This is a genomic window from Pseudomonas sp. NFACC56-3 (assembly GCF_900100025.1).
Classification (GTDB): domain Bacteria; phylum Pseudomonadota; class Gammaproteobacteria; order Pseudomonadales; family Pseudomonadaceae; genus Aquipseudomonas; species Aquipseudomonas fluorescens_AA.
The window spans coordinates 103,035-123,621 of record NZ_FMTK01000009.1; the positions used below are offsets into that span (position 1 = coordinate 103,035).

15 protein-coding genes, 1 other RNA gene and 3 pseudogenes are annotated in these 20,587 nt (G+C 56.3%); 15 read left to right on the forward strand and 4 right to left on the reverse strand.

Translation table 11 applies throughout. From position 1 onward, the window contains the following. Positions 1-50 precede the first annotated feature (50 nt). From BLO80_RS14670 to BLO80_RS14695, 7 genes are all read left to right on the forward strand, one after another. Positions 51-332: a hypothetical protein gene (locus BLO80_RS14670; RefSeq protein WP_092328575.1), complete on the forward strand. Its 282-nt coding sequence runs from the start codon at positions 51-53 to the stop codon at positions 330-332. Positions 333-430: 98 nt separating this feature from the next. Continuing rightward, positions 431-827: a transfer-messenger RNA gene (ssrA, locus tag BLO80_RS14675) on the forward strand. 749 nt (positions 828-1,576) lie between these two features. After that, on the forward strand, positions 1,577-1,783 hold the full coding sequence (locus tag BLO80_RS29295; RefSeq protein WP_139197003.1) for a hypothetical protein: 207 nt from the start codon (positions 1,577-1,579) through the stop codon (positions 1,781-1,783). Continuing rightward, positions 1,783-2,670: a hypothetical protein gene (locus BLO80_RS14680; RefSeq protein WP_092328578.1), complete on the forward strand. Its 888-nt coding sequence runs from the start codon at positions 1,783-1,785 to the stop codon at positions 2,668-2,670. Before BLO80_RS29295 ends, BLO80_RS14680 begins: the two co-directional genes overlap by 1 nt. Before the next feature lie 184 nt (positions 2,671-2,854). Further along, positions 2,855-5,221, forward strand: coding sequence for an EcoAI/FtnUII family type I restriction enzme subunit R (gene hsdR, locus BLO80_RS14685; protein ID WP_092328580.1), 2,367 nt, complete (start codon positions 2,855-2,857; stop codon positions 5,219-5,221). Positions 5,222-5,308: 87 nt separating this feature from the next. Beyond that, complete coding sequence (locus BLO80_RS14690; RefSeq protein ID WP_092328583.1) at positions 5,309-6,778, forward strand: type I restriction-modification system subunit M; 1,470 nt, start codon at positions 5,309-5,311, stop codon at positions 6,776-6,778. Next, entirely contained in the window at positions 6,775-9,126 is a 2,352-nt protein-coding gene (locus BLO80_RS14695) for a restriction endonuclease subunit S (protein WP_092328585.1), read from the forward strand. The genes BLO80_RS14690 and BLO80_RS14695 overlap by 4 nt, the downstream gene beginning before the upstream one ends. 269 nt (positions 9,127-9,395) lie before the next feature. Here the strand turns inward: BLO80_RS14695 and BLO80_RS30290 are convergent, their stop codons facing one another. Then, entirely contained in the window at positions 9,396-9,635 is a 240-nt protein-coding gene (locus BLO80_RS30290) for an SDR family oxidoreductase (RefSeq protein ID WP_371914575.1), read from the reverse strand. Positions 9,636-9,663: 28 nt separating this feature from the next. Next, positions 9,664-10,103: pseudogene (locus tag BLO80_RS30470) on the reverse strand (SDR family NAD(P)-dependent oxidoreductase). Between the two features lie 91 nt (positions 10,104-10,194). Between BLO80_RS30470 and BLO80_RS14705 the strand changes: the two are divergent. The 4 genes and pseudogenes from BLO80_RS14705 to BLO80_RS14720 all read left to right on the forward strand — a co-directional run bounded on the left by BLO80_RS14705 (position 10,195) and on the right by BLO80_RS14720 (position 14,019). Then, positions 10,195-11,091 carry a LysR family transcriptional regulator gene (locus BLO80_RS14705; protein WP_092328588.1) on the forward strand — a complete coding sequence of 299 codons (897 nt, stop codon included), beginning with the start codon at positions 10,195-10,197 and terminating at the stop codon, positions 11,089-11,091. Positions 11,092-11,147: 56 nt separating this feature from the next. Continuing rightward, positions 11,148-11,399: pseudogene (locus BLO80_RS14710) on the forward strand (transposase); the annotation flags it as partial. Positions 11,400-11,698: 299 nt separating this feature from the next. After that, positions 11,699-12,619 (forward strand): SMP-30/gluconolactonase/LRE family protein, encoded by a 921-nt coding sequence (locus BLO80_RS14715; protein WP_092328590.1) that lies wholly within the window; start codon positions 11,699-11,701, stop codon positions 12,617-12,619. Between the two features lie 56 nt (positions 12,620-12,675). Further along, a complete protein-coding gene (locus BLO80_RS14720) occupies positions 12,676-14,019 on the forward strand; it encodes an MFS transporter (protein ID WP_092328593.1) in 1,344 nt (447 codons plus the stop codon). Here the strand turns inward: BLO80_RS14720 and BLO80_RS14725 are convergent. Beyond that, the gene (locus BLO80_RS14725) at positions 14,006-15,250 is read right to left on the reverse strand and encodes an MFS transporter (RefSeq protein WP_092328595.1); all 1,245 of its coding nucleotides are present in this window, start codon (positions 15,248-15,250) and stop codon (positions 14,006-14,008) included. The two genes, BLO80_RS14720 and BLO80_RS14725, sit on opposite strands and share 14 nt — an antisense overlap. 82 nt (positions 15,251-15,332) lie before the next feature. After that, complete coding sequence (locus BLO80_RS14730) at positions 15,333-16,010, reverse strand: RraA family protein (RefSeq protein ID WP_092328598.1); 678 nt, start codon at positions 16,008-16,010, stop codon at positions 15,333-15,335. Positions 16,011-16,235: 225 nt separating this feature from the next. On the opposite strand from BLO80_RS14730, the gene BLO80_RS14735 reads away from it, so the two are divergent. The 4 genes and pseudogenes from BLO80_RS14735 to BLO80_RS14750 all read left to right on the forward strand — a co-directional run. Then, a complete protein-coding gene (locus tag BLO80_RS14735) occupies positions 16,236-17,213 on the forward strand; it encodes a hydroxyacid dehydrogenase (protein WP_092328601.1) in 978 nt (325 codons plus the stop codon). An 86-nt stretch (positions 17,214-17,299) separates the two neighbouring features. After that, positions 17,300-18,634, forward strand: coding sequence for an MFS transporter (locus BLO80_RS14740; protein WP_092328603.1), 1,335 nt, complete (start codon positions 17,300-17,302; stop codon positions 18,632-18,634). A gap of 114 nt (positions 18,635-18,748) precedes the next feature. Continuing rightward, a complete protein-coding gene (locus BLO80_RS14745; RefSeq protein ID WP_092328606.1) occupies positions 18,749-20,392 on the forward strand; it encodes an acetolactate synthase large subunit in 1,644 nt (547 codons plus the stop codon). Between the two features lie 44 nt (positions 20,393-20,436). Next, positions 20,437-20,577 (forward strand): annotated as a pseudogene (locus tag BLO80_RS14750) (aldehyde dehydrogenase); the annotation flags it as partial. Between the last annotated feature and the right edge of the window lie 10 nt (positions 20,578-20,587).

The window sequence follows — 20,587 nt, forward strand, 5'->3', positions numbered from 1 at the left end:
GCCGTCCTGATGGCCAGCGATGCCTGGGCCCTCAGTTCAAGGAGAGACATATGAAACGCTCTGTACTGCTAGGTCTGTTCGTTACTGCCTCGATGATGGCCTCCACTTCGTTCGCCGCCGACAAGCCGGACGACCTGTGCGAAGCCAATATCCAAACCATCGAAAATGCCAAAACACAGTACCAGTCATCGGCCGACCTCACTGCCCGTGCGACAGCCAGCGTAACAAAGGCAAAGGAACTCAAGGCAGCAGGCAAAATTGACGACTGCGTTGCTGAAACCCAGCAAACCATCCTGGAAATCAGGAAAACTTCCGACGGCACCAACAAGTGACCGATAGGCAGGCCAACCTCCGGGTTGGCCTTGCCGGCAGATTGGCGTACACTCTGCACATGCCTGCCGCTCCCACAGACTCATGGAGCGACAGGTTCGGGGCCGTTTAGGATTCGACGCCGGTTGCGAAACTTTAGGTGCATGCCGAGTTGGTAACAGAACTCGTAAATCCACTGTTGCAACTTCTATAGTTGCCAATGACGATAAATACGGCCAGGAATTCGCTATCGCTGCGTAAGCAGCCTTAGATCCTGAGCTTCTGGTACCTTCGGGTCCAGCAATCATTAGGGGATGTCCGTAAACCCAAAGTGATTGTCATATAGAACGGAATCGCCGTGCAGTACGTTGTGGACGAAGCGGCTAAAACTTACACAACTCGCCCAAAGCACCCTGCCCGTCGGGTCGCTGAGGGTTAACTTAATAGACACGGCTACGCATGTAGTACCGACAGCAGAGTACTGGCGGACGGGGGTTCAAATCCCCCCGGCTCCACCACTTCATCATCTAGAGACGTCCACGGACGTCTTTTTTTGTGCCTGAAATCCACTGAATACAAGGGTTTCAGCGCTGCCAGGGTCTTTCGAGGTTTTTTGAATTCCAGCGTTTTTTGTATTCCAAACGGTATTCCAAGGCATCCGGTGCTATTTTTTGGAATACCAAAACGGTGTCAGAGGAAGCTCTCATGCCTGCTCCAGCCCTCCGCCTCTCCGACCGTCAGCTCAAGACAGTCAAGGCCAAAGACAAGGATTACGTCCTCAGCGATGGTGACGGCCTCCAGCTCCGGGTCAGGAGCAATGGCTCGATATCGTAGGGCTACTTGCTCAGCGAGATCCTCACCTTCACGGTCATCGGGCAACCTATTTTCGGTGCATGCTATTTTCGATTACGAATCACCAATGTAGGTCAGCGCGTCTCAATGCCGGAGCTGCTAGGCTTAGCTAACGCTACAGTCCCCACACCACAGTACAGTTGACATTTCCCTTGACAACTGATTAGATTCTTAAAGATCGTCTTTTAATGCGTTAAAGGCTCACTAGGTACCAACAGGAGGGCTGGCTACGCCAGCCCTCCTGTTGGTACCTAGTGAGCGAAAAACAACTGTTTTTTCACACAGAATGATCGCAAGGTAATGCATTTCGTCGGTTAAATCCTTGCAATCACAGCCCTTCACCTGTAAATGCACAGACTGAATGTGCTAACCTCAACTCCAAGTCTATATCTCCACCCTTATGGGTACTTTCGCCATGATCAGCGGCCACCAGCATTCAAAAGACCTTAGCTTTGCGGAAATGATGAGCCTTAAAAGCAGCTCACGTGACCGTCAGGTTGATGCTATCTATGCAGCTGACCCTCAGATGCTTGAAATGGCTGCTGCCCGTGCCAAAGCCGCCCTTCGTGGCAACTCTGCTTCAATCGCTCGCCCACAACGATTCTCTGCGCTAAGCAACTGATGCCCGAAGCGGTAAACGAAGACGCTCCGTTCGCCCTACTTGAACGTTCAGAGCTCTTCGCTTTCCTGCTCGATCTAATTCAGCGCGTCTACCGCCCCTCAATTCAATCAGCTGTCACCGATTACGGCCTTGTGATCGTAGGCGGACAATCGCTTACGCTTTGGGCTCGGCAATACCTCATTGACGAAATGACAGGCGAGGATGTCGGATTCGTCACCAGCGATGACTTGGACTTTATCGGCAAGCCCAACTCTATTGATTATTGCGCCCGCATGATGGGCGTCCCTTTTCGCAAAGCGAAGATGGAAGACAACACGATAAATATTGCCGCCGCGTACATTGACTGGGTTGACGGTAAAGAGGTCATCGTCGATATCCTGGAAATGGACAGCGTCGGGGGCGCGCCCAAAAAGGAGATTTTCAAGTATTTATCCGTCCTGGATATCGAAGGCGTGCAAGTCGCCGTCATCGACCCCATCACATGTCTAAAGTCTCGCCTGTTCAACCTATTTGCTTACTGGCAGGATCGGCGGCACAGGGAATCCGTGCGGGTGAAGATCGCACTTCGTGCCTCGAACCATTACCTGCGCGACCTGCTTGCACATGACGGCTACCGAGCCATATCAGAGCATATCCACCGAATTAAGGCTTTGGCTCTAACACCGCTCGGCAAGCGTGTTTATGTCGAATATGGAATCGACGTGCTGGACGCCATCCCCTACGATCCGGCGCTGTTTCCAGCGGCCTACATGGATCGGGAACGACCGAACATGCTCCGCCAAATTGGTGATGTACGCCGACGGAAGTTAATTCAGTACCAACGATTCGCTTGTGGTCCTATCCACCCTAGCCATCTTCAGCCCGCTGCAGAGAACGATCCCAGATAAAAGAATCTGGACGACGCAAAACACTCGCGCTGTCATGGCCTCGACTCATCTTGCCTACAGCTTCAACCACCAAAATCTGATCTTCCCCCGTGCCACTATCAAACAAGGTACATTTACACCCATCGAGCACGATCAGCAGTGCCGGAATGGAGCGACCAGGCCGGTTTGAAAGGGAATTGGGGTTATGGACAAAAAGTCGCTTTCCGAGCGGGACATCTGCAGCAAGTACATTGCCCCAGCCGTTCAGCAAGCTGGATGGGACATGCATAAGCAGGTGCGCGAGGAAGTCAGTTTTACCAAAGGCCGCATCATCGTCCGGGGTAAACTGCACAGCCGCGGCGAAGCACGCCGCGCAGACTTCATCCTCTACCATCAGGTCAACCTGCCTATCGCTGTAATCGAGGCAAAGGACAACAAGCACTCAATTGGCTCCGGCATGCAGCAAGCTATGGGCTATGCAGAGGCGCTGGACGTACCGTTCGTGTTCTCCAGCAATGGCGATGGCTTCCTGTTTCACGACCGCAGTGGCACAGGCAGCCAAGTAGAAACCGAACTTACCCTCGATCAATTCCCCAGCCCCACCGAACTCTGGCAGCGCTACTGCCAGTGGAAGGGGCTGGATAATACCGCCCAGCACAAGATCGAAGCGCCCTACTACGACGACGGCTCCGGGCGCATGCCTCGCTATTACCAGATGAATGCCATCAACCGCACCGTCGAGGCTGTGGCGCGCGGTCAAGACCGTATCCTGCTGGTGATGGCTACGGGCACCGGTAAGACATACACAGCCTTCCAAATCATCTGGCGGCTGTGGAAATCCAAACAGAACAAACGCATCCTGTTTCTGGCCGACCGCAACATCCTGGTCGACCAGACCAAGAACAACGACTTCAAGCCCTTCGGCCAGGCGATGACCAAAATCGCCAAACGCCAGATTGATACCTCCTACGAGATCTATCTGTCGCTCTATCAGGCCGTCACCGGCACTGATGATGAGATGAACATCTACAAGCAGTTCTCCCGCGACTTTTTCGACCTGATCGTGATCGACGAATGCCACCGTGGCAGCGCTTCCGAGGATTCAGCCTGGCGTGAAATCCTCGATTACTTCTCCAGCGCCACCCATATCGGCCTCACCGCCACACCGAAGGAGACCAAAGAGGTATCGAGCATCACTTACTTTGGTGAGCCAATTTACAGCTACACACTGAAGCAAGGAATCGAGGACGGCTTCCTCGCTCCCTATAAAGTGGTGCGTATCGACTTCGACAAAGATCTGCAAGGGTGGCGTCCGCCCAAGGGCATGCTCGACAAAAACGGCGAACTGATCGAAGACCGCATCTACAACCTCAAGGATATGGACCGTACCCTGGTTATCGAGGCCCGCACCCAACTGGTGGCGCAGAAAGTCACCGAACTCCTCAAGGCCACCGATCCGTTTCAAAAAACCATCGTCTTCTGCGACGACATCAACCACGCCGAGCGCATGCGGCAGGCACTGGTCAACCTCAACCCCGAGCGCATGGCCGAGAATCGCAAATACGTCATGCGTATCACAGGCGACGACCAGGAAGGCAAGGCCGAGCTGGATAACTTCATCAACCCGGAAGAACGCTACCCGGTAATTGCGACCACCAGCAAGCTGATGACCACCGGCGTCGATGCTCAGACCTGCAAGCTGATCGTGCTCGACCAGCACATCAAATCGATGACCGAGTTTAAGCAAATCATCGGTCGCGGCACTCGCATCAACGAGGACTACGGCAAGTACTGGTTCACCATCATGGACTTCAAAAAGGCCACCGAGCTGTTTGCCGACCCGGCCTTCGACGGCGACCCGGTGGTGATCTACGCCCCAGAAGGTGATGACTCTCCCGTACCACCGGATGACCCGTTTGCCGACGAAGATGGCATCAGCGCAGGCAACGATAACGAGGGCGATGATCTGGATTTTACCGGCGAAGATGAGGGCAAAAAACGCACCAAGTACGTCATCGACAACGTCCCGATTTATGTCATCGCCGAGCGCGTGCAGTACTACGGCCCGGACGGCCGACTGATCACCGAATCGCTGCACGACTACACCCGCACCTGTGTACAAAAGCAGTTCGCCTCACTGGATGACTTCCTTCGGCGTTGGAGTGATTCCGAGCAAAAGAAAGTCATCATCGAGGAGATGGCCGTCCAGGGCGTGATGTGGGAAGCCTTGGCCGAAGAAGTGGAAAAGAAACAGGGCAAGCCGCTCGATCCGTTCGACCTGATCTGCCACGTCGCCTTCGATCAGCCTGCCTTATCACGCCGCGAGCGAGCCGAGCAGGTGAAAAAGCGCAACTATTTCGCCAAGTATTCTGGTGCAGCCCGCCAAGTACTGGAGGCCTTGCTGGATAAATACGCCGATACCGGCATCGAGCATATTGAGGACATCAAAATCCTGCAGCTTGACCCATTCAGTCAGATCGGTGCGCCCATCGAGTTGGTCAAGGCCTTTGGCGGCAAGGCTGGCTACAACAAGGCTATTCACGAACTGGAAGACGAGCTTTACGCAAGCTAAGGGCTAAGCACCGACGACATGCCAAGGCAGTCGCTCGCACTATCCGGTAGAATTTCGCCCCCTTGCGGTACGCGTTGAGAGAACTTCATGTCCATTAGCTCCACCATCAAGTCCATCCAGGACATCATGCGCAAAGACGTTGGCGTAGACGGCGACGCCCAGCGTATCGGCCAACTGGTTTGGCTGCTGTTCCTGAAGATCTTCGATGACCGCGAGCTGGAATGGGAGCTGATGGACGACAACTACCGCTCGCCCATTCCCGACAGTTGCCGTTGGCGTACTTGGGCCGCCGATCCGGAAGGCATGACCGGCGACGCGCTCAAGGACTTTATCGACAACAACCTGTTTCCCCAACTGCAGAACCTGCACGAGTACAGCAACACGCCCTCGGCCTTTGTGGTGCGCAGCGTGTTTGAAGACGCGTACAACTACATGAAATCCGGGCAGTTGCTGCGCCAGGTGATTAACAAGATTCAAGAGGGCGTGGACTTCAACAAGGCCCAGGAACGCCACGAGTTCGGCAATCTCTATGAGCAACTGCTGCGCGACCTGCAGAACGCGGGCAACGCAGGCGAGTTCTACACCCCGCGCCCAGTTACCGAATTTATGGTGCGCATGGTCGATCCGAAGTTGGACGAAAAGGTCATGGACCCGGCCTGCGGCACCGGCGGCTTCCTCACCTGTGCCATTGATCACAAGCGCAGCCGCTATGTAAAAACCGCCGAAGACGAACGCGCCCTACAAGCCAGTATCTTTGGCGTGGAGAAAAAGCCGCTACCGCACCTGCTTGCCACCACCAACATGATCCTGCACGGCATCGAGGTGCCCAGCCAGATCCGTCACGACAATACCCTGAGCAAACCGCTAATCAGCTGGGGCCCGAGCGAGCGCGTGCACTGCATCGTGGCTAACCCGCCGTTCGGTGGCATGGAAGAGGACGGCATCGAAACTAACTTCCCCGCCGCCTTCCGCACCCGCGAAACCGCCGACCTGTTTTTGGTGCTGATCATGCAGTTGCTGAAAGACGGTGGCCGCGCCGCTGTGGTACTGCCCGATGGCTTCTTGTTTGGCGAAGGCATCAAAAGCCGGATAAAGGAAAAGCTGCTGACCGAGTGCAACCTGCACACCATCGTTCGACTGCCAAATGGCGTGTTCAACCCATACACCGGCATCAAGACCAACCTGCTGTTCTTCACTAAGGGCGCGCCGACCAAAAAGGTCTGGTTCTACGAGCACCAATACCCGGCCGGGGTAAAGAATTACTCCAAGACCCGCCCCATGCGCATTGAGGAGTTCGCCGTAGAAGAAGCCTGGTGGGGCAGCGAGGCAGATGGCTTTGCCGCACGTGTGGCGAACGAATTCGCCTGGCAGATCAGCGTCGAAGAGCTGCAGGCCCGCAATTGGAACCTCGACTGCAAAAATCCGCATATCGGCGAACAGATCAGCCACGACCCGGACGAGCTGCTGCGTAGCTACGCCATGCTGCAAGGCGAAATCAGCGACCTGCGCGACCAGCTTAAGGCAGTGCTGGCCGAAGCTCTGGAGCGTCAGGTATGACAGCGTTGCTCACCGACAATCTGCCGTTGCTGGCCGGCGCGCCCAATGGCATCAAAAAGCTGCGTGAGTTGATTTTGGAGTTGGCGGTGCGCGGCAAGCTGCTTGAGCAAAACTCCAGTGATGAGCCTGCAAGTGAGCTGCTGAAGAGTATTGCGAAAGAGAAAGCGTTACTCATTGAAAATAAGAGCATTCGAAAGGGAAGGCCGTTACCCGATATAAAACAAGATGAAATGCAGTTCAAGCTACCCATTGGCTGGGAGTGGGTACGGCTAGGCCAGATTGGTGATTGGGGGGCTGGGGCAACTCCTGCTAGGGGAAACTCAAGTTACTACGGCGGTGAAATGCCTTGGTTCAAATCGGGCGAGCTGGTTGCAGACTTCATTTCATGTTCGGAAGAGTCGGTAACTGAGCTAGCGCTTAAAGAGTGCTCATTGCGTCGAAATAAACCGGGCGACGTACTCATTGCGATGTACGGAGCGACCATTGGTAAAACAGCAATCTTAAGCGTGGAAGGCACAACAAATCAGGCTGTCTGCGCCTGCACGCCGTTCAACGGTGTGTTCAATAGATATTTGCTGCTTACCCTAAAAGCACTTAAATTGAATTTCATTGGGCAGGGGGCTGGTGGGGCGCAGCCAAACATTTCACGAGAGAAAATTATCGCCACCGCAACAGGGCTTCCACCACTCGCCGAACAACACCGCATCGTCGCCAAAGTCGATGAGCTGATGGCCCTGTGCGACCGCCTGGAAGCCCAGCAGACCGACGCCGAAAGCGCCCACGCCCAGCTGGTGCAAACGGTACTCAATAGCCTGGTTCTAGCCAGTGACGCCACAGACTTCGCGTCAAACTGGCAGCGCCTGGCCGAAAATCTCCACACCCTCTTCACCACCGGACCCAGCATCGACGCGCTCAAGCAAGCCCTGCTGAACCTGGCCGTGATGGGTAAACTGGTTCCACAAGATCCCCGCGATGAGCCTGCAAGCGAGCTAATGACTCAGCTTAGGAAGGAAAGGTCGGAGTGGTTGCTCAGTAAGCAAGATTCTTCACCTGAGTGCAAAACGATGCTGAGAAAACTGTCGGCTTTGAGTGAGGCATCGCCGCCATTCCCCCTACCTGCATCATGGCAGGCGGTACATTTGATTGACTGCAGTCGGATGCTTGTGGATTGCCACAATAAGACTGCGCCATATGTTACTGAAGGCATCCCAATAATCCGGACTAGCAACATCAGAAATCGAGAATTCCGGTTTGATGATCTCAAGTACGTTAACGACGAAACCTATGAGTACTGGTCACGACGGTGCCCGCCTGAGCCCGGAGATATCATGTTCACTCGTGAAGCGCCGATGGGAGAAGCCGCTATCATCCCAGATGGTGCAAAATTCTGCCTCGGCCAAAGAACAATGCTGGTTAGGACGATGCATGACTACATCGACAATCGATATTTACTCATCACTCTGACCGAACCGCACCTGTTGGAGAGAGCATCAACATCTGCAATTGGTTCGACAGTTAAGCATCTGCGTGTCGGTGATGTTGAGCAACTCAACATCCCATTACCGCCTCGCGCCGAACAACAGCGCATCGTCGCTAAAGTCGACCAACTTATGGTCCTCTGTGACCAACTCAAAACTCGCCTAACCCAGGCCCGCCAACTGAACGAGCAGTTGGCCAGCACCCTGGTCGAACAAGCTCTTGCCGAGGATGGCCAACAAACTCCCATGACCGTGGACCGGCAACTAGCCCGCACCCTGCTCGCGGCAGAAATCACTCATCGACTGCATAGCCAACGTACCTTCGGCCAACGCAAACTGCAGAAGGTGATTTACTTAGCCGAACATGCGGCCAGGCTCGCCGCTATACAAGGTGACTACCTGCGAGACGCCGCCGGCCCCCACGATCGCCAGTTGATGAATAAAGTCGAAGGCGAGATGCAAAACCATCAGTGGTATGAGCGCATCGAGCGCGAGACTGTTGGCTATGCTTACCGCCCGCTTTCCCAAGCAGGGCTGCATCGGCAGGCGTATAGCAGCGCCTGGTCGGCCGCTGAACGCACCAGCATTGAGCAGGTCATCGAGCTAATGCGGGACTGGGATACGGATCGTTGCGAAATGACTGTGACGCTCTATGCCGCCTGGAACGACTTTATTCTCGAAGGCCGCCTGGTTTCCGATGAAGCCATCGTGAGCGAAGTCATGCATAGCTGGAACGACACTAAGCTGCGCTTTTGCAAAACCGAATGGTTGGCGGTACTCGCCGAGATAAAGAAGCACAAAATCCTCATGCCCAACGGCTTTGGCAAACGCACCACAGGCGGCATGCTCAGCTTGCCCGGTTTCGAGTAAACAGATGATGCTTTTGACCGTCCTCGGTAAGATACGGATACGAAGCATATCGCTCAATCCAACTCCTCGCGGTATTCCAGCTGGTATTCCAAAGAAATTTACAAACTCACATTAGTCAATTAAATCATTAACCTAAGAATCTAGTTCAGATTACCCCGGCCCACCACTTCAAGACCCAGAGAAGCCCGCCCAGTGCGGGCTTCTCTGTATCTGGAATATAGAATATCGCGCTGAAAGTCGTTGTGGGCTCATGTGAATAAATCCATACCTTAGCGACTTTTCAGCAACGTGCCTCCGGCGTCCTGCCGACCGCTCGCAACCTCACGCCAAGGACACCGTACGCTGCCACGCGTACCCGCCTTGTCGTACAGCGGCGTGTCGATCGGACCAGGGCTGACCGCATTTACTCGAACACCACGCGGTAGAAGCTCGCTAGAGAGCGTTTTCGACATGTTCAGAAGGGCAACCTTTGTTGCGGGCATAAATGGATGAACGCGCGGCGCCCAGATTCGGGCTGACCGAGCGAGGTGTTAAGAACTACCGAGCAGGGTTGGAGAAGACCTGCAGCAGTGCTTGCAGGAGGAAGTAAGGGCCTTGGACATTGATGTCAAAGGAGCGATCAAACATCTCCTCGTTCCAGTCTTCGATTGGCATCCAGACGGATACGCCAGCATTGAGGAAGGCGACGTCGAGCCGCCCGCAAGGAGACTGAACAGCGTGGGCCAGCTCCTTCTGGGCTGTGACACTGGCGGAGTCGGCTCGTAACACCAGACCTCGCTGCCTAAGACAGCTTGGGCGTTTGCAATTGACTCAGGATTAACACCAGTGACGATCACCCGAGCGCCTTCTGCGAGGAATTGCTTTGCGGTCTCCAGACCAATGCTACTTGTGCCACCAGTGATGAGCGTACGCTTGCCTTGTAAACGGGACATGTCAATTTCCTCCCATTTGTGACGACCAGTCGGGCGACTGACCATCTGAGAGCAATTACATACTCATGCTATAGCGTTGATAAAATAGCCAGATAGAATAAATCTCATACAAAATCCGCATGAAAAAGGACGTGTGATGGATCGGTTGTTACTGATGAGCTGCTTCGTACGCGCCGTCGAGACCGGCAGTTTTTCGGCTGCGGGACGCGATCTTGGACTCGGACAACCGAACGTCAGCCGTTACATCGCCGCACTCGAAGATCATCTGCAAACCAGGCTGCTTCATCGATCGACAAGAAAGCTGACGCTCACACCGGAAGGTGAGCGGTACTACGCAGATGCGCGACGTATTCTGGACTCAGTAGAAGAGTCAGAGTCCTCTCTAAGAGGGAACGTGGCACCGTCTGGGTTACTGCGCGTCGCATGCCCGACTGCATTGGCGCATACCTTTATCGTGCCCCATGTGGCTAGCTTTCTGGAGCTCTATCCAGAAGTGTCGCTCGATCTCCAGATCAATGATCGCTACGTCAATCTGGTCGACGAGGGAGCCGAGCTCGCGATTCGCATTGGCCACCTGGAGGACAGCGCAATGCGTGCCCGGCCACTGGCGTGGTTCGAGCGTGTGTGTGTGGCCAGCCGCGAGTACTTGGAGAAACGTGGCTCTCCCTCTTCCCCTGATGACCTGAAGGAACACGACTGCCTTATTTACACTCTGCTATCCACCGGTACTCACTGGCGGTTTAAAGACATTGATGTCCCGGTCTCCGGTCGCCTGCGGGTCAATTCACCCGAGGCGATACGTGAGTATGTCAATGCAGGATTAGGAATCGCGCAAGGCCCTCAATGGCTTTATGAGGAAGGGTTAAGAAGTGGCAATCTTCAGCTGCTGCTTAGCGACTACGTAGCACCACGGGTACCGATTCAGGTCGTTTACCTAGCGAATCGGCTGCTGCCCAAGCGAGCCATCGTTTTCATGGACTTCATGGCGGATGTGTTTGCAAAAAGCTCTGCATTCCATGAATGCCGAAGGTAGCTTCAAACCCATGACAGCGTGCGAACGGATAACCAGAACCAAAACAGGGATCGCCCATGAAGCGTTTTATCCAAGGTGAACATCGAGGCCAAGGCACCTTACTTCCCGAGAGCCTCGACGATTACGTCAGCGATACCAATCCGGTACGCGTAGTCGACGTCTTCGTCGACGAACCGGACCTGGTCAACCTGGGTTTTGATGGCGCCATTCCCGTTGATACTGGCCAGCCTGCTTACCATCCCGCGATCCTGCTGAAGATCTACATTTACGGCTATCTGGATTCAGGCGTCTCGCCTTCGGCCAGGTTGAACGTGCAGTCATTTAACCGAGACCTTCTCCCCCTCCTTCGCTGAGCTATCTGCCGCCGTGCTGATAAATTTCGAATTGCTGATGAGCGTATGGGCGTCTTATCAGTGGCATTATCAAAATCAAATTCCAAAAACACCTTCGTCTTACACCCTTCTTGCGTCGGCTTACCCACCGTGGCAGGCGACGACGTGCTTGCAAAAGCGCTCGCGCACAATCCAAAAATGATTTATTTTTGGAACGCAATTCTATTTTAACAATAATTCCGCGCCGCCACGGCCGGATCGCTGCAGGAGCACTTATGAGCTTCTTCCCCGCCCCAACCGCCACCGAAACAACTGTTTTCACTCGCCTCCCTGAGCGCTTTCGCAATCCACGCCGCACGACATGGGCCGACGCCAATCGGCAGGGGAAAATAATCGATTCATTCCTAGAGGGCCCCTCTTTCGACAGGGAAGGCAATCTCTATGTCACGGACATCCCCTACGGCCGTATTTTCAAAATTTCCCCCACTGGCGAGTGGACGCTGGTGAGTGAATACGACGGCTGGCCGAATGGCCTGAAAATTCACCAGGACGGTCGGATTTTCATCACCGATTACAAGCGCGGCATCATGTTGCTTGATCCGCAAACCGGGAAGATCGAGCCGTTTCTGGAATCGGCTGGCTCGGAAGGCTTCAAGGGGGTGAACGATCTGGTGTTCTCGCCAGCGGGCGACATGTACTTCACCGATCAAGGCCAGACCGGCCTGCAAGACCCTACCGGACGCGTTTACAAACTGGATGCTGCTGGCAACCTCACTTGCCTGATCAATACCATTCCCAGCCCGAACGGGATTGTGTTCGACCCCAAACTCAATCATTTGCTGATTGCGGTCACTCGCGCACAACAGATTTGGCGTATCCCGCTGGGTAACGGCTCGATCATTAGCAAGGTCGGCGTCTTCGCGCAGTTGCACGGCGGGCTCGGTGGCCCGGACGGCCTGGCGCTCGATGACGAAAGCAATCTGTATATCGCCCATACCGGTTTTGGGTCGGTCTGGCGACTCTCAAGGGTCGGCGAACCGATCCAGCGCTATGTTTCCTGCGAAGGCATCAGCAACACCAACCTCGCTTTCGGGGGCGCTGACGGCCGCACGCTGTTCATCACCGAATCGGAGTCGGGCTCCATCCTGCAGGTTCGCACACCTGTAAAAGGCCTGCAGATGTATTCACATAGCTAAAGCGGCCGCGAGACCACATACAAGTCCTCTACAACAACGATAAAAGAAGTGACGCCATGACTCCGGAAAAAATGACCACCGCCCCGCTCTCCGATGCTGAAGGTGAAAAGCTGCTGCGCCGTGTTCTGTTGCGCATCGTTCCGTTCATCTTTGTCTGTTACGTGATCAGCTATCTCGACAGAACCAACGTCGGCTTCGCCGCCATCAGCATGAACAAAGACCTTGGCCTGACCGCCACCATGTTCGGATGGGCGGCGGGCCTGTTCTTCTTTGGCTACTTTATTTTCGAAATCCCGAGCAACCTGCTGATGCAGCGCTTCGGCGCACGCATTTGGATCGCGCGAATCATGATCACCTGGGGGTTGATTTCGATGGGGACGGCGTTCGCCACGGGCCCCGTCAGCTTCAGCATCATGCGCTTCCTGCTGGGGCTTGCAGAGGCAGGCTTCACCCCAGGCGTGTACCTGTATTTCACGTACTGGTTTCCGGGCAAATGGCGGGCGAAGGCCACGGCAGCGTTCCTGCTGGGCATCCCGACCGCCAATATCTTCGGCTCCCCGCTGTCGGGATGGCTGCTGGACATGCACGGTATCCTGGGCCTGAAAAACTGGCAATTCTTGCTGGTCGCCGAAGCGATCCCTGCCGTATTGCTGGGCATTGCCTGCCTGTTCGTCATGGTGGACACCCCGGCCAAGGCGCGTTGGCTGAGTGAGCGGGAAAAGACCTGGTTGCAAAACAAATTGAGCAGTGAGCAGGCTTCGATCAGCGCCTCTCATGGCAACACCTTGCGCGGCGCACTGACCAATCCAAAGGTCTTCGTGCTGGCAGCCATCAACTTCTGCTGCATCGTCGGTTCGATCGGCATAGGCATCTGGATGCCACAGATCATCAAGAGCCTTGGCATGGAGAACAGCACCGTCGGGCTGATCGCCGCCTTGCCTTATGTCTTGGGCGCAATATCCATGACGATCTGGGCTCGACTGGCTAACCGCAGCAAGCACCGTCTGCCGTATGTAGTGGGAGCCCTCGCGTTCGCCGCGATCTCACTGGTCGCGGCGGCGTTGATCGACCAACCGGTATTGAAGATCGCCAGCCTGGCCTTGGCGGTTGCCAGCATTCTGTCGTTCCAGGCGACGTTCTGGGCAATCCCGTCGTCGTTCCTGACCGGACGTGCGGCTGCGGGCGGTCTGGCACTGATCGTCTCGATCGGTAACCTCGGCGGGTTCGTCGGCCCCTTCATGATCGGTCTGATCAAGGACACCACCCAGTCGTATTCCGGACCGTTCTATGCAGTAGCATCTATTCTGATGTTGGGCACTTGCCTGATGCTGTGGCTGGGCGATCCGGCCAAGCAGCAGGCAAAGTCCGATGCTGCTGCAAAACCCGCTACTGAGTGCTAGTGGGTCGCGAACGCGCTCGCCAGTAGAAGTGATCGAACAGCATATAGCCCAGCAACAACGCCCCGGCAATCCCCATCGTCGCCGGGGCTCCCCAGAAAACCGAAACAACCCCTGCGAACAGGCCACCCACAGCCTCGAAGCCGAAGCGCATGGAAAGATAGAAGGCGACCACACGACCTCTCAACTCGGCAGGCGCCTGGCTCTGCAGGAGCATGTTGCTGCTGACGTTGCTGGCAGTGATGCCAAAACCCAGAATCGCCAAGGACAACATGGCCCATCCCAATGGGATATTCAGCGCCAGGCCGGTAAGGCCGCACGCGCAGCACGCGGCGGCAACCACGATGAAACGGGCAAGTCGAGGTAACGAACCGCCCAACGCCAGACAGAGCGAGGCCACGAAAGCACCGGCTCCAGCCGCGCCCCACAACCAGCCAAGCGTGGTGGCGTCGCCTTGATAGGACTGGCGGGTGATGACAGGCAGCAACACCGCATAGATGGATGACAGCAGATTGACCACGACCACGCCCAGCAACAAGCGGCGTACTTCGAGCGTGCCCCACATATAGGTGAGGCCCTCACGGAAGATCTGCCCGGTCTTGCCGGCCACCCGGGCCGAGGGCACCCCTTTGACCTTCATCAAGGCAAACAACAACAGGGAGAATGCACAGGCGGTGACCAGGAAGCACACCGCTTCGCCACTGTACGCGATGAGCGCGCCCGCCAGCGGGGGGCCAATGAAACGCGCCGCATTGATCAGCATGGCATTGAGCGCCAGCGCATTGGGCAAGTCCGCCGGCTCTGCAACGAAGCTGCCGATCAGCGCTTGGCGAAGAGGCGTCTCGAACGCATTGAGCACGCCAAGCACAAGCGCCATCGCGATGAGCCAATAGCTGTTCATGCCGCCCAGCCAGGTCATCACCGAAAGAAACAGCGACTGAGCAGCCAGGAAAGCCTGGGCGATCAACAGGAGCCGACGCTTGTCGTGTTTATCGGTCCAGGCTCCGGCGAGCGGGCCGATACACAGCTGCGGCGCCAACGATAAAAAGGTCAGTAACCCCAGCAATGAGGCCGAACCGGTGAGGTGATAGGCCAGCCAGGTCAACGCGACCTGCTGCACCCATTTGCCTAGCGTGGAAACCGCTTGGCCGAGAAAGTAAACCTGGAAATCACGATGCGCCAGAGCCCGAATAGGTGTCGGCCAAGGTTTATGGGGAGCGGTAGGGGACGTCATTCAGACCTCTGTCGCGGGCCTCAGGCCGCCCGCTTTGGATAGGAAGCAGGCGGCTCGCACATGGTCATGCATTCACGCCGAATTACTCCGGCAGCTGACAGCCCTTCTTTTTCAAAACTTCGATGACCCAACTGCGGTCGTTTTCGCCCCGAGCAATTTGATCCATTTGTTTGAGCTCCGCATGATGCTTGGCGGTGGCGCGCTCGTACACCTCAGCCACGTGATCATACGGCACGCAGAGCAGACCATCTTCATCACCGATCATCAGATCGCCCGGCTCAATGACCATGCCATCGATAGCAATAGGCACATTGATCTCACCCGGACCGTCTTTGTAAGGACCGCGATGGGAAATGCCTGCCGCGAACAATGGGAAATCACCGGCGCCGATACTACCGGCATCACGAATGGCCCCGTTGATCACGATGCCAGCCACGCCACGCTTGACGGCGTAGGCGACCATCATCTCGCCGATCAGAGCGTTGCTCAGATCACCACCTGCATCGACCACAATCACATCGCCAGGCTGGGCGATGTCGATCGCGTAATGCAGCATCAGATTGTCGCCCGGCCGCGCCTTGACCGTCAGTGCAGCTCCCGCCAGCACGCCCTCACGGTGCATAGGCCGCAGACGTGCACCACCGGCGGTCATGCGGTGCATGGAATCGCTCACGTTGGCGACGGGTACTTCGCGATAGCGTGAAATCCACTCTGCGCTGACTTTACGTGTGGCATTCAGGACTCGGAATCCGATAGACATGGCATCTCTCTCTTAAAATTGTGGTGTGCCGACGGGAAGTACCCGGCCGAAATAATAGAATCGCATTTCATTATTTAGCATTCAACGATTTTTATCTCGATATCCTAGGCCTTTCGTCGTAAATTTATTTTCGGTATTGAAATGGCATTTCATTGTGCTAGGTTTAATCTCAACACATGACGACCTCATGGGTCGGTATTCACGATAAAAACAAGGTAGATATCCATGACTCGCAAAATCTTGCTGACAGGCCCTGCCCTGACAGCCGATGCCATGAACCACGCCGACAGCCTGGGCATCCGGATCATTCCCACCACGCCCTATATGCCCGCGGAAGAATTGACCGCCATCATTCGTGACGAGCAGCCGGATGCGATCATCGTTCGCCAAGGCAAGCTCACAGCGGAGATGATCAAGGCATCAGCCAATCTCAAAGCGATTGCCAAACACGGCGTGGGCTATGACTCCATCGACATTCAGGCCGCGGCAGAGCGTGGCGTGCCGGTCACAATCGCTGTGGGCGCCAACGCACAGTCGGTGGCAGAGCACGCATTCGCGCTGTTGTTCAGCGTTGCACGTCAGACTGCCTACCAAGACGCGCGGCTGCGTGCTGGTCACTGGGACAAATCGACGGCCAACGGCACCGAGCTTTTTGGCAAGACCCTGGGCCTGATCGGTCTGGGCTCGATTGGCGGAATCCTGATGGACCTGGTGACTCCGCTGCAGATGAAGGTCAAGGTCTACGACCCCTTCCTGAAAGCCCTGCCTGATCGCGCGCATGTCGAGCGTGAAGACGATTTCGACAGACTGCTCGAGAGCAGCGACATCATCAGCCTGCACTGCCCGCTCACCGACCAGAATCGCAACCTGTTCAGCACCGCCCAGTTCAAGCGCATGCGCCCGGGCAGCATTCTGATCAACACCGCTCGCGGCGAGTTGGTCGACACTCCGGCTCTGGTCGAAGCACTGCGCAGCGGGCAGATCGCAGGCGCAGGCCTGGATACATTCCACCCTGAGCCGCCACCTGCGGACAGCGAACTCTGGAGCTTGCCCAACCTGGTGGCGACACCCCATGTTGGCGCCAACACCAGCGAAGCCCGCGACCGCGTCGGTCTGCTGGCCCTGCAACAGGTCATCAAGGTCTGGGAATGTGAAGCCATGGACCCTAGATGCGTCGTAAACCGTCACTTGATGACTGACTGACCTCACGATCGTATGAGTGCCGCAGAACGGCGGCACGAGTCCGTTCCGAATCGTTTCTCCAAAAAAAATAAGCCCAGGAGAGCACAATGGCCGTAAAGCCTGCCACCGCCCCCGTCAGCGAACTCGAACGCGCCACCATGCATCGAGTCGCCTGGCGGCTGCTGCCCTTTCTAATCGTCTGCTACCTGATCGCAATCATCGATCGGGGCAACATCGGAATGGCCTCGCTGCAAATGAACCATGACCTGGGCCTGACGCCAGCCATCTTCGGCTTTGCCAGCAGCCTGTTTTTCGTTTCCTACTTTCTGATCGAAGTGCCCAGCAACCTTGCGCTGCAGAAATTCGGCGCAAGAATCTGGATCGCCCGCATCATGATCACCTGGGGCATCATTTCCGCAGGTACCGCTTTCGTCCAGGGAGCCAACTCGCTGTACGTCATGCGCTTCCTGTTGGGCGCTGCAGAAGCTGGCTTCTTCCCGGGCGTGCTGTTGTACATGACCTATTGGCTGCCTTCGGCCTACCGGGCTCGCATGGTCGCGATCTTCATGGTTGCCATTCCCGGCGCCAACTTCCTGGGCTCGCCCCTGTCCGGTTTCCTGCTGACGCTGGACGGCTGGATGGGCATGCGCGGCTGGCACTGGCTGTTCATTCTGGAAGGCATCCCTGCTGTATTGCTCGGGATCGCGTGCTTGTTCGTTCTTACCGACCGTCCAGAGCAGGCAAAATGGCTCAGCGAGGAGCAGCGCAACTGGCTGGTCAACCGACTAGATGAAGAAAAGCAGCGCAAAACCAACATCGGTCACATGTCGCTTTGGAAGCTGCTCAAGCACAAGGACATCTGGGTGCTGGCGCTGATCTACTCGGGAGCATCCGCGGCAGGCAGCACCATGAGCGTCTGGGCGCCTCAGTTGCTCAAGACCTTCGGTCTGTCCAACTTGGAGATCGGTTTCACCAATGCCATTCCTTACGGGATCGCTTCGGTCGCAATGATCATCTGGGGGCGCAGTTCCGACCGAACCAACGAACGTCGCTGGCACACATCGCTCACGCTTCTGCTGATCGCCGCCGGCCTGCTGCTGGCGCTGGTGACCTCTTCTCTGCCAGCCACTGTGCTGTTACTGACCATGGTGCTTATCGGCGCCTACTCGATGAAAGGCCCGTTCTGGGCACTGGTATCGACATGGCTATCCAGCAGCACGGCTGCGGCGGGCCTGGCAGCAGTCGGTGCCTTAGCGAACCTGATTGGGGGAGGCGTGATGGTTAACGTCTATGGCTCGATCCATGGCGCTACCGGAAGCTACGCGCTGGCGATGCTGCCGTTGGCTGCCCTGTGCTCCTTCGGGGGTATTGCGGTACTGCTGATGGGTCGCAAGCTCAGACGGCGGGCCGTTGAAGAACCCAGCTCGATCAACGCCAACTGAACTTGGAAAAGCGCTTCTGCTGCGCCCATGGATCGGGCGCAGCAACGCTCTCGTCATCTCGATAATTTTGCCCTCCCAGGGCTCCCCACAACCTCGATCAAGGTACCCCGTAACATGGCCAAGGCCGCGGATCTCGTCGTGCAATGTCTCGAAAACGAAGGCGTGAAGTACGTATTCGGTATACCGGGCGAAGAAAATCTGGATCTTCTCGAATCGCTGCGCAAATCTCAGATCAAGCTGGTGCTGACCAGGCATGAGCAGTCGGCCGGCTTTATGGCGGCCACCTACGGTCGCCTGACCGGCAAGACGGGTGTCAGTCTGTCAACGCTTGGCCCTGGAGCGACCAACTTGGTCACAGCTGCCGCCTACGCCTATCTCGGTGGCATGCCGATGCTGATGATCACCGGGCAAAAGCCGATCAAAAAGTCCAAGCAAGGTCGGTTCCAGATCATCGATGTTTGCGACATGATGGCCCCGATCACTAAATACACCCATCAGCTCACTTCCGCCGATAACATCCCGGCGCGCATGCGCGAGTCCTTCCGCCTCGCCGAGGAAGAAAAGCCAGGCGCCGTGCACCTCGAGCTGCCGGAAGATATCGCCGCTGAGCAAACCGACAGCATGCCGATCCCGCCCAGCCTGCATCGTCGTCCGCTGGCCGAGCACAAATCAGTCGAAGCCGCTGTCGAGAAACTGCAGAAGGCGCGCAGTCCGATCCTGGTGATCGGCGCTGGCGCGAACCGCAAGATGACCGCCAAGGTTCTACAGCAACTGATCGACAAGACCGGCATACCGTTCGTGACGACCCAACTCGGTAAAGGTGTGGTCGATGAGCGCCATCCGCGCTTCCTGGGCAACGCCGCGTTGTCATCTGGTGATTTCGTGCATCGCGCCATTGAAGCAGCTGACTTGATCATCAACATCGGCCACGACGTCATCGAGAAGCCGCCATTCTTCATGGTTCGTGGCGGCACCGAGGTCGTCCACATCAACTTCCGCTCCGCCGAAGTCGACGCGGTGTACTTCCCACAGATCGAAGTGATCGGTGACATCGCCAATGCCGTGTGGCAGATCGGCGAAGCGCTGACCGACACCAGCCACTGGGACTTCACTCGCCTGCTGGAGATCCGCGAAGCCAACGAGGAGCAGATCGCCGAGGGTGGCGACGATAATCGCTTCCCGATCTACCCACAGCGCCTGGTGGCTGACATCCGTCGTGTACTGCCATCCGAAAGCATCGTCGCACTGGACAACGGCATCTACAAAATCTGGTTCGCCCGCAACTATAAGGCGCACAAGCCGAACACCGTGTTGCTGGACAACGCCTTGGCGACCATGGGCGCCGGCTTACCATCGGGCATGGCAGCCCACTTGGTTCACCCGGATCGTCCGGTCATCTCGGTGTGCGGCGACGGCGGCTTCATGATGAACAGTCAGGAGCTGGAGACCGCAGTCCGTCTAGGCATGCATATTACCGTTGTGATCTTGCGTGATGACGCCTACGGCATGATTCGATGGAAGCAGGCCAACATGGGCTTCACCGATTTCGGCCTGGATTACGGCAACCCGGACTTCGTCAAATACGCCGAAGCCTACGGTGCGAACGGCCACCGCGTGGAAAGCGCCGACGGCCTGCTGCCACTACTGGAACATTGCATCAAGACACCGGGCGTGCACGTGATCGATTGCCCAGTGGACTACTCCGAGAATGACCGCATTCTCAACATGGAACTACGCGAGCGTAGCGCGTCCGTCTGAAGGCGACCCGTTAAACAACGAGACTCTGGGCACCGTGCCAAGAGCGTGCACTGACCGCCAAAGAACGTGGCGTCAAGCTGCGTCGCTGGTTCGAGCTGATGATCGAAAACCAGGACGATCTCGCGCACCTCATGACATTGGTCTTTAGCGCAGAAGGTTGCCCAGATGCCGAGGTTGAACTTGAGCACCTTTTTT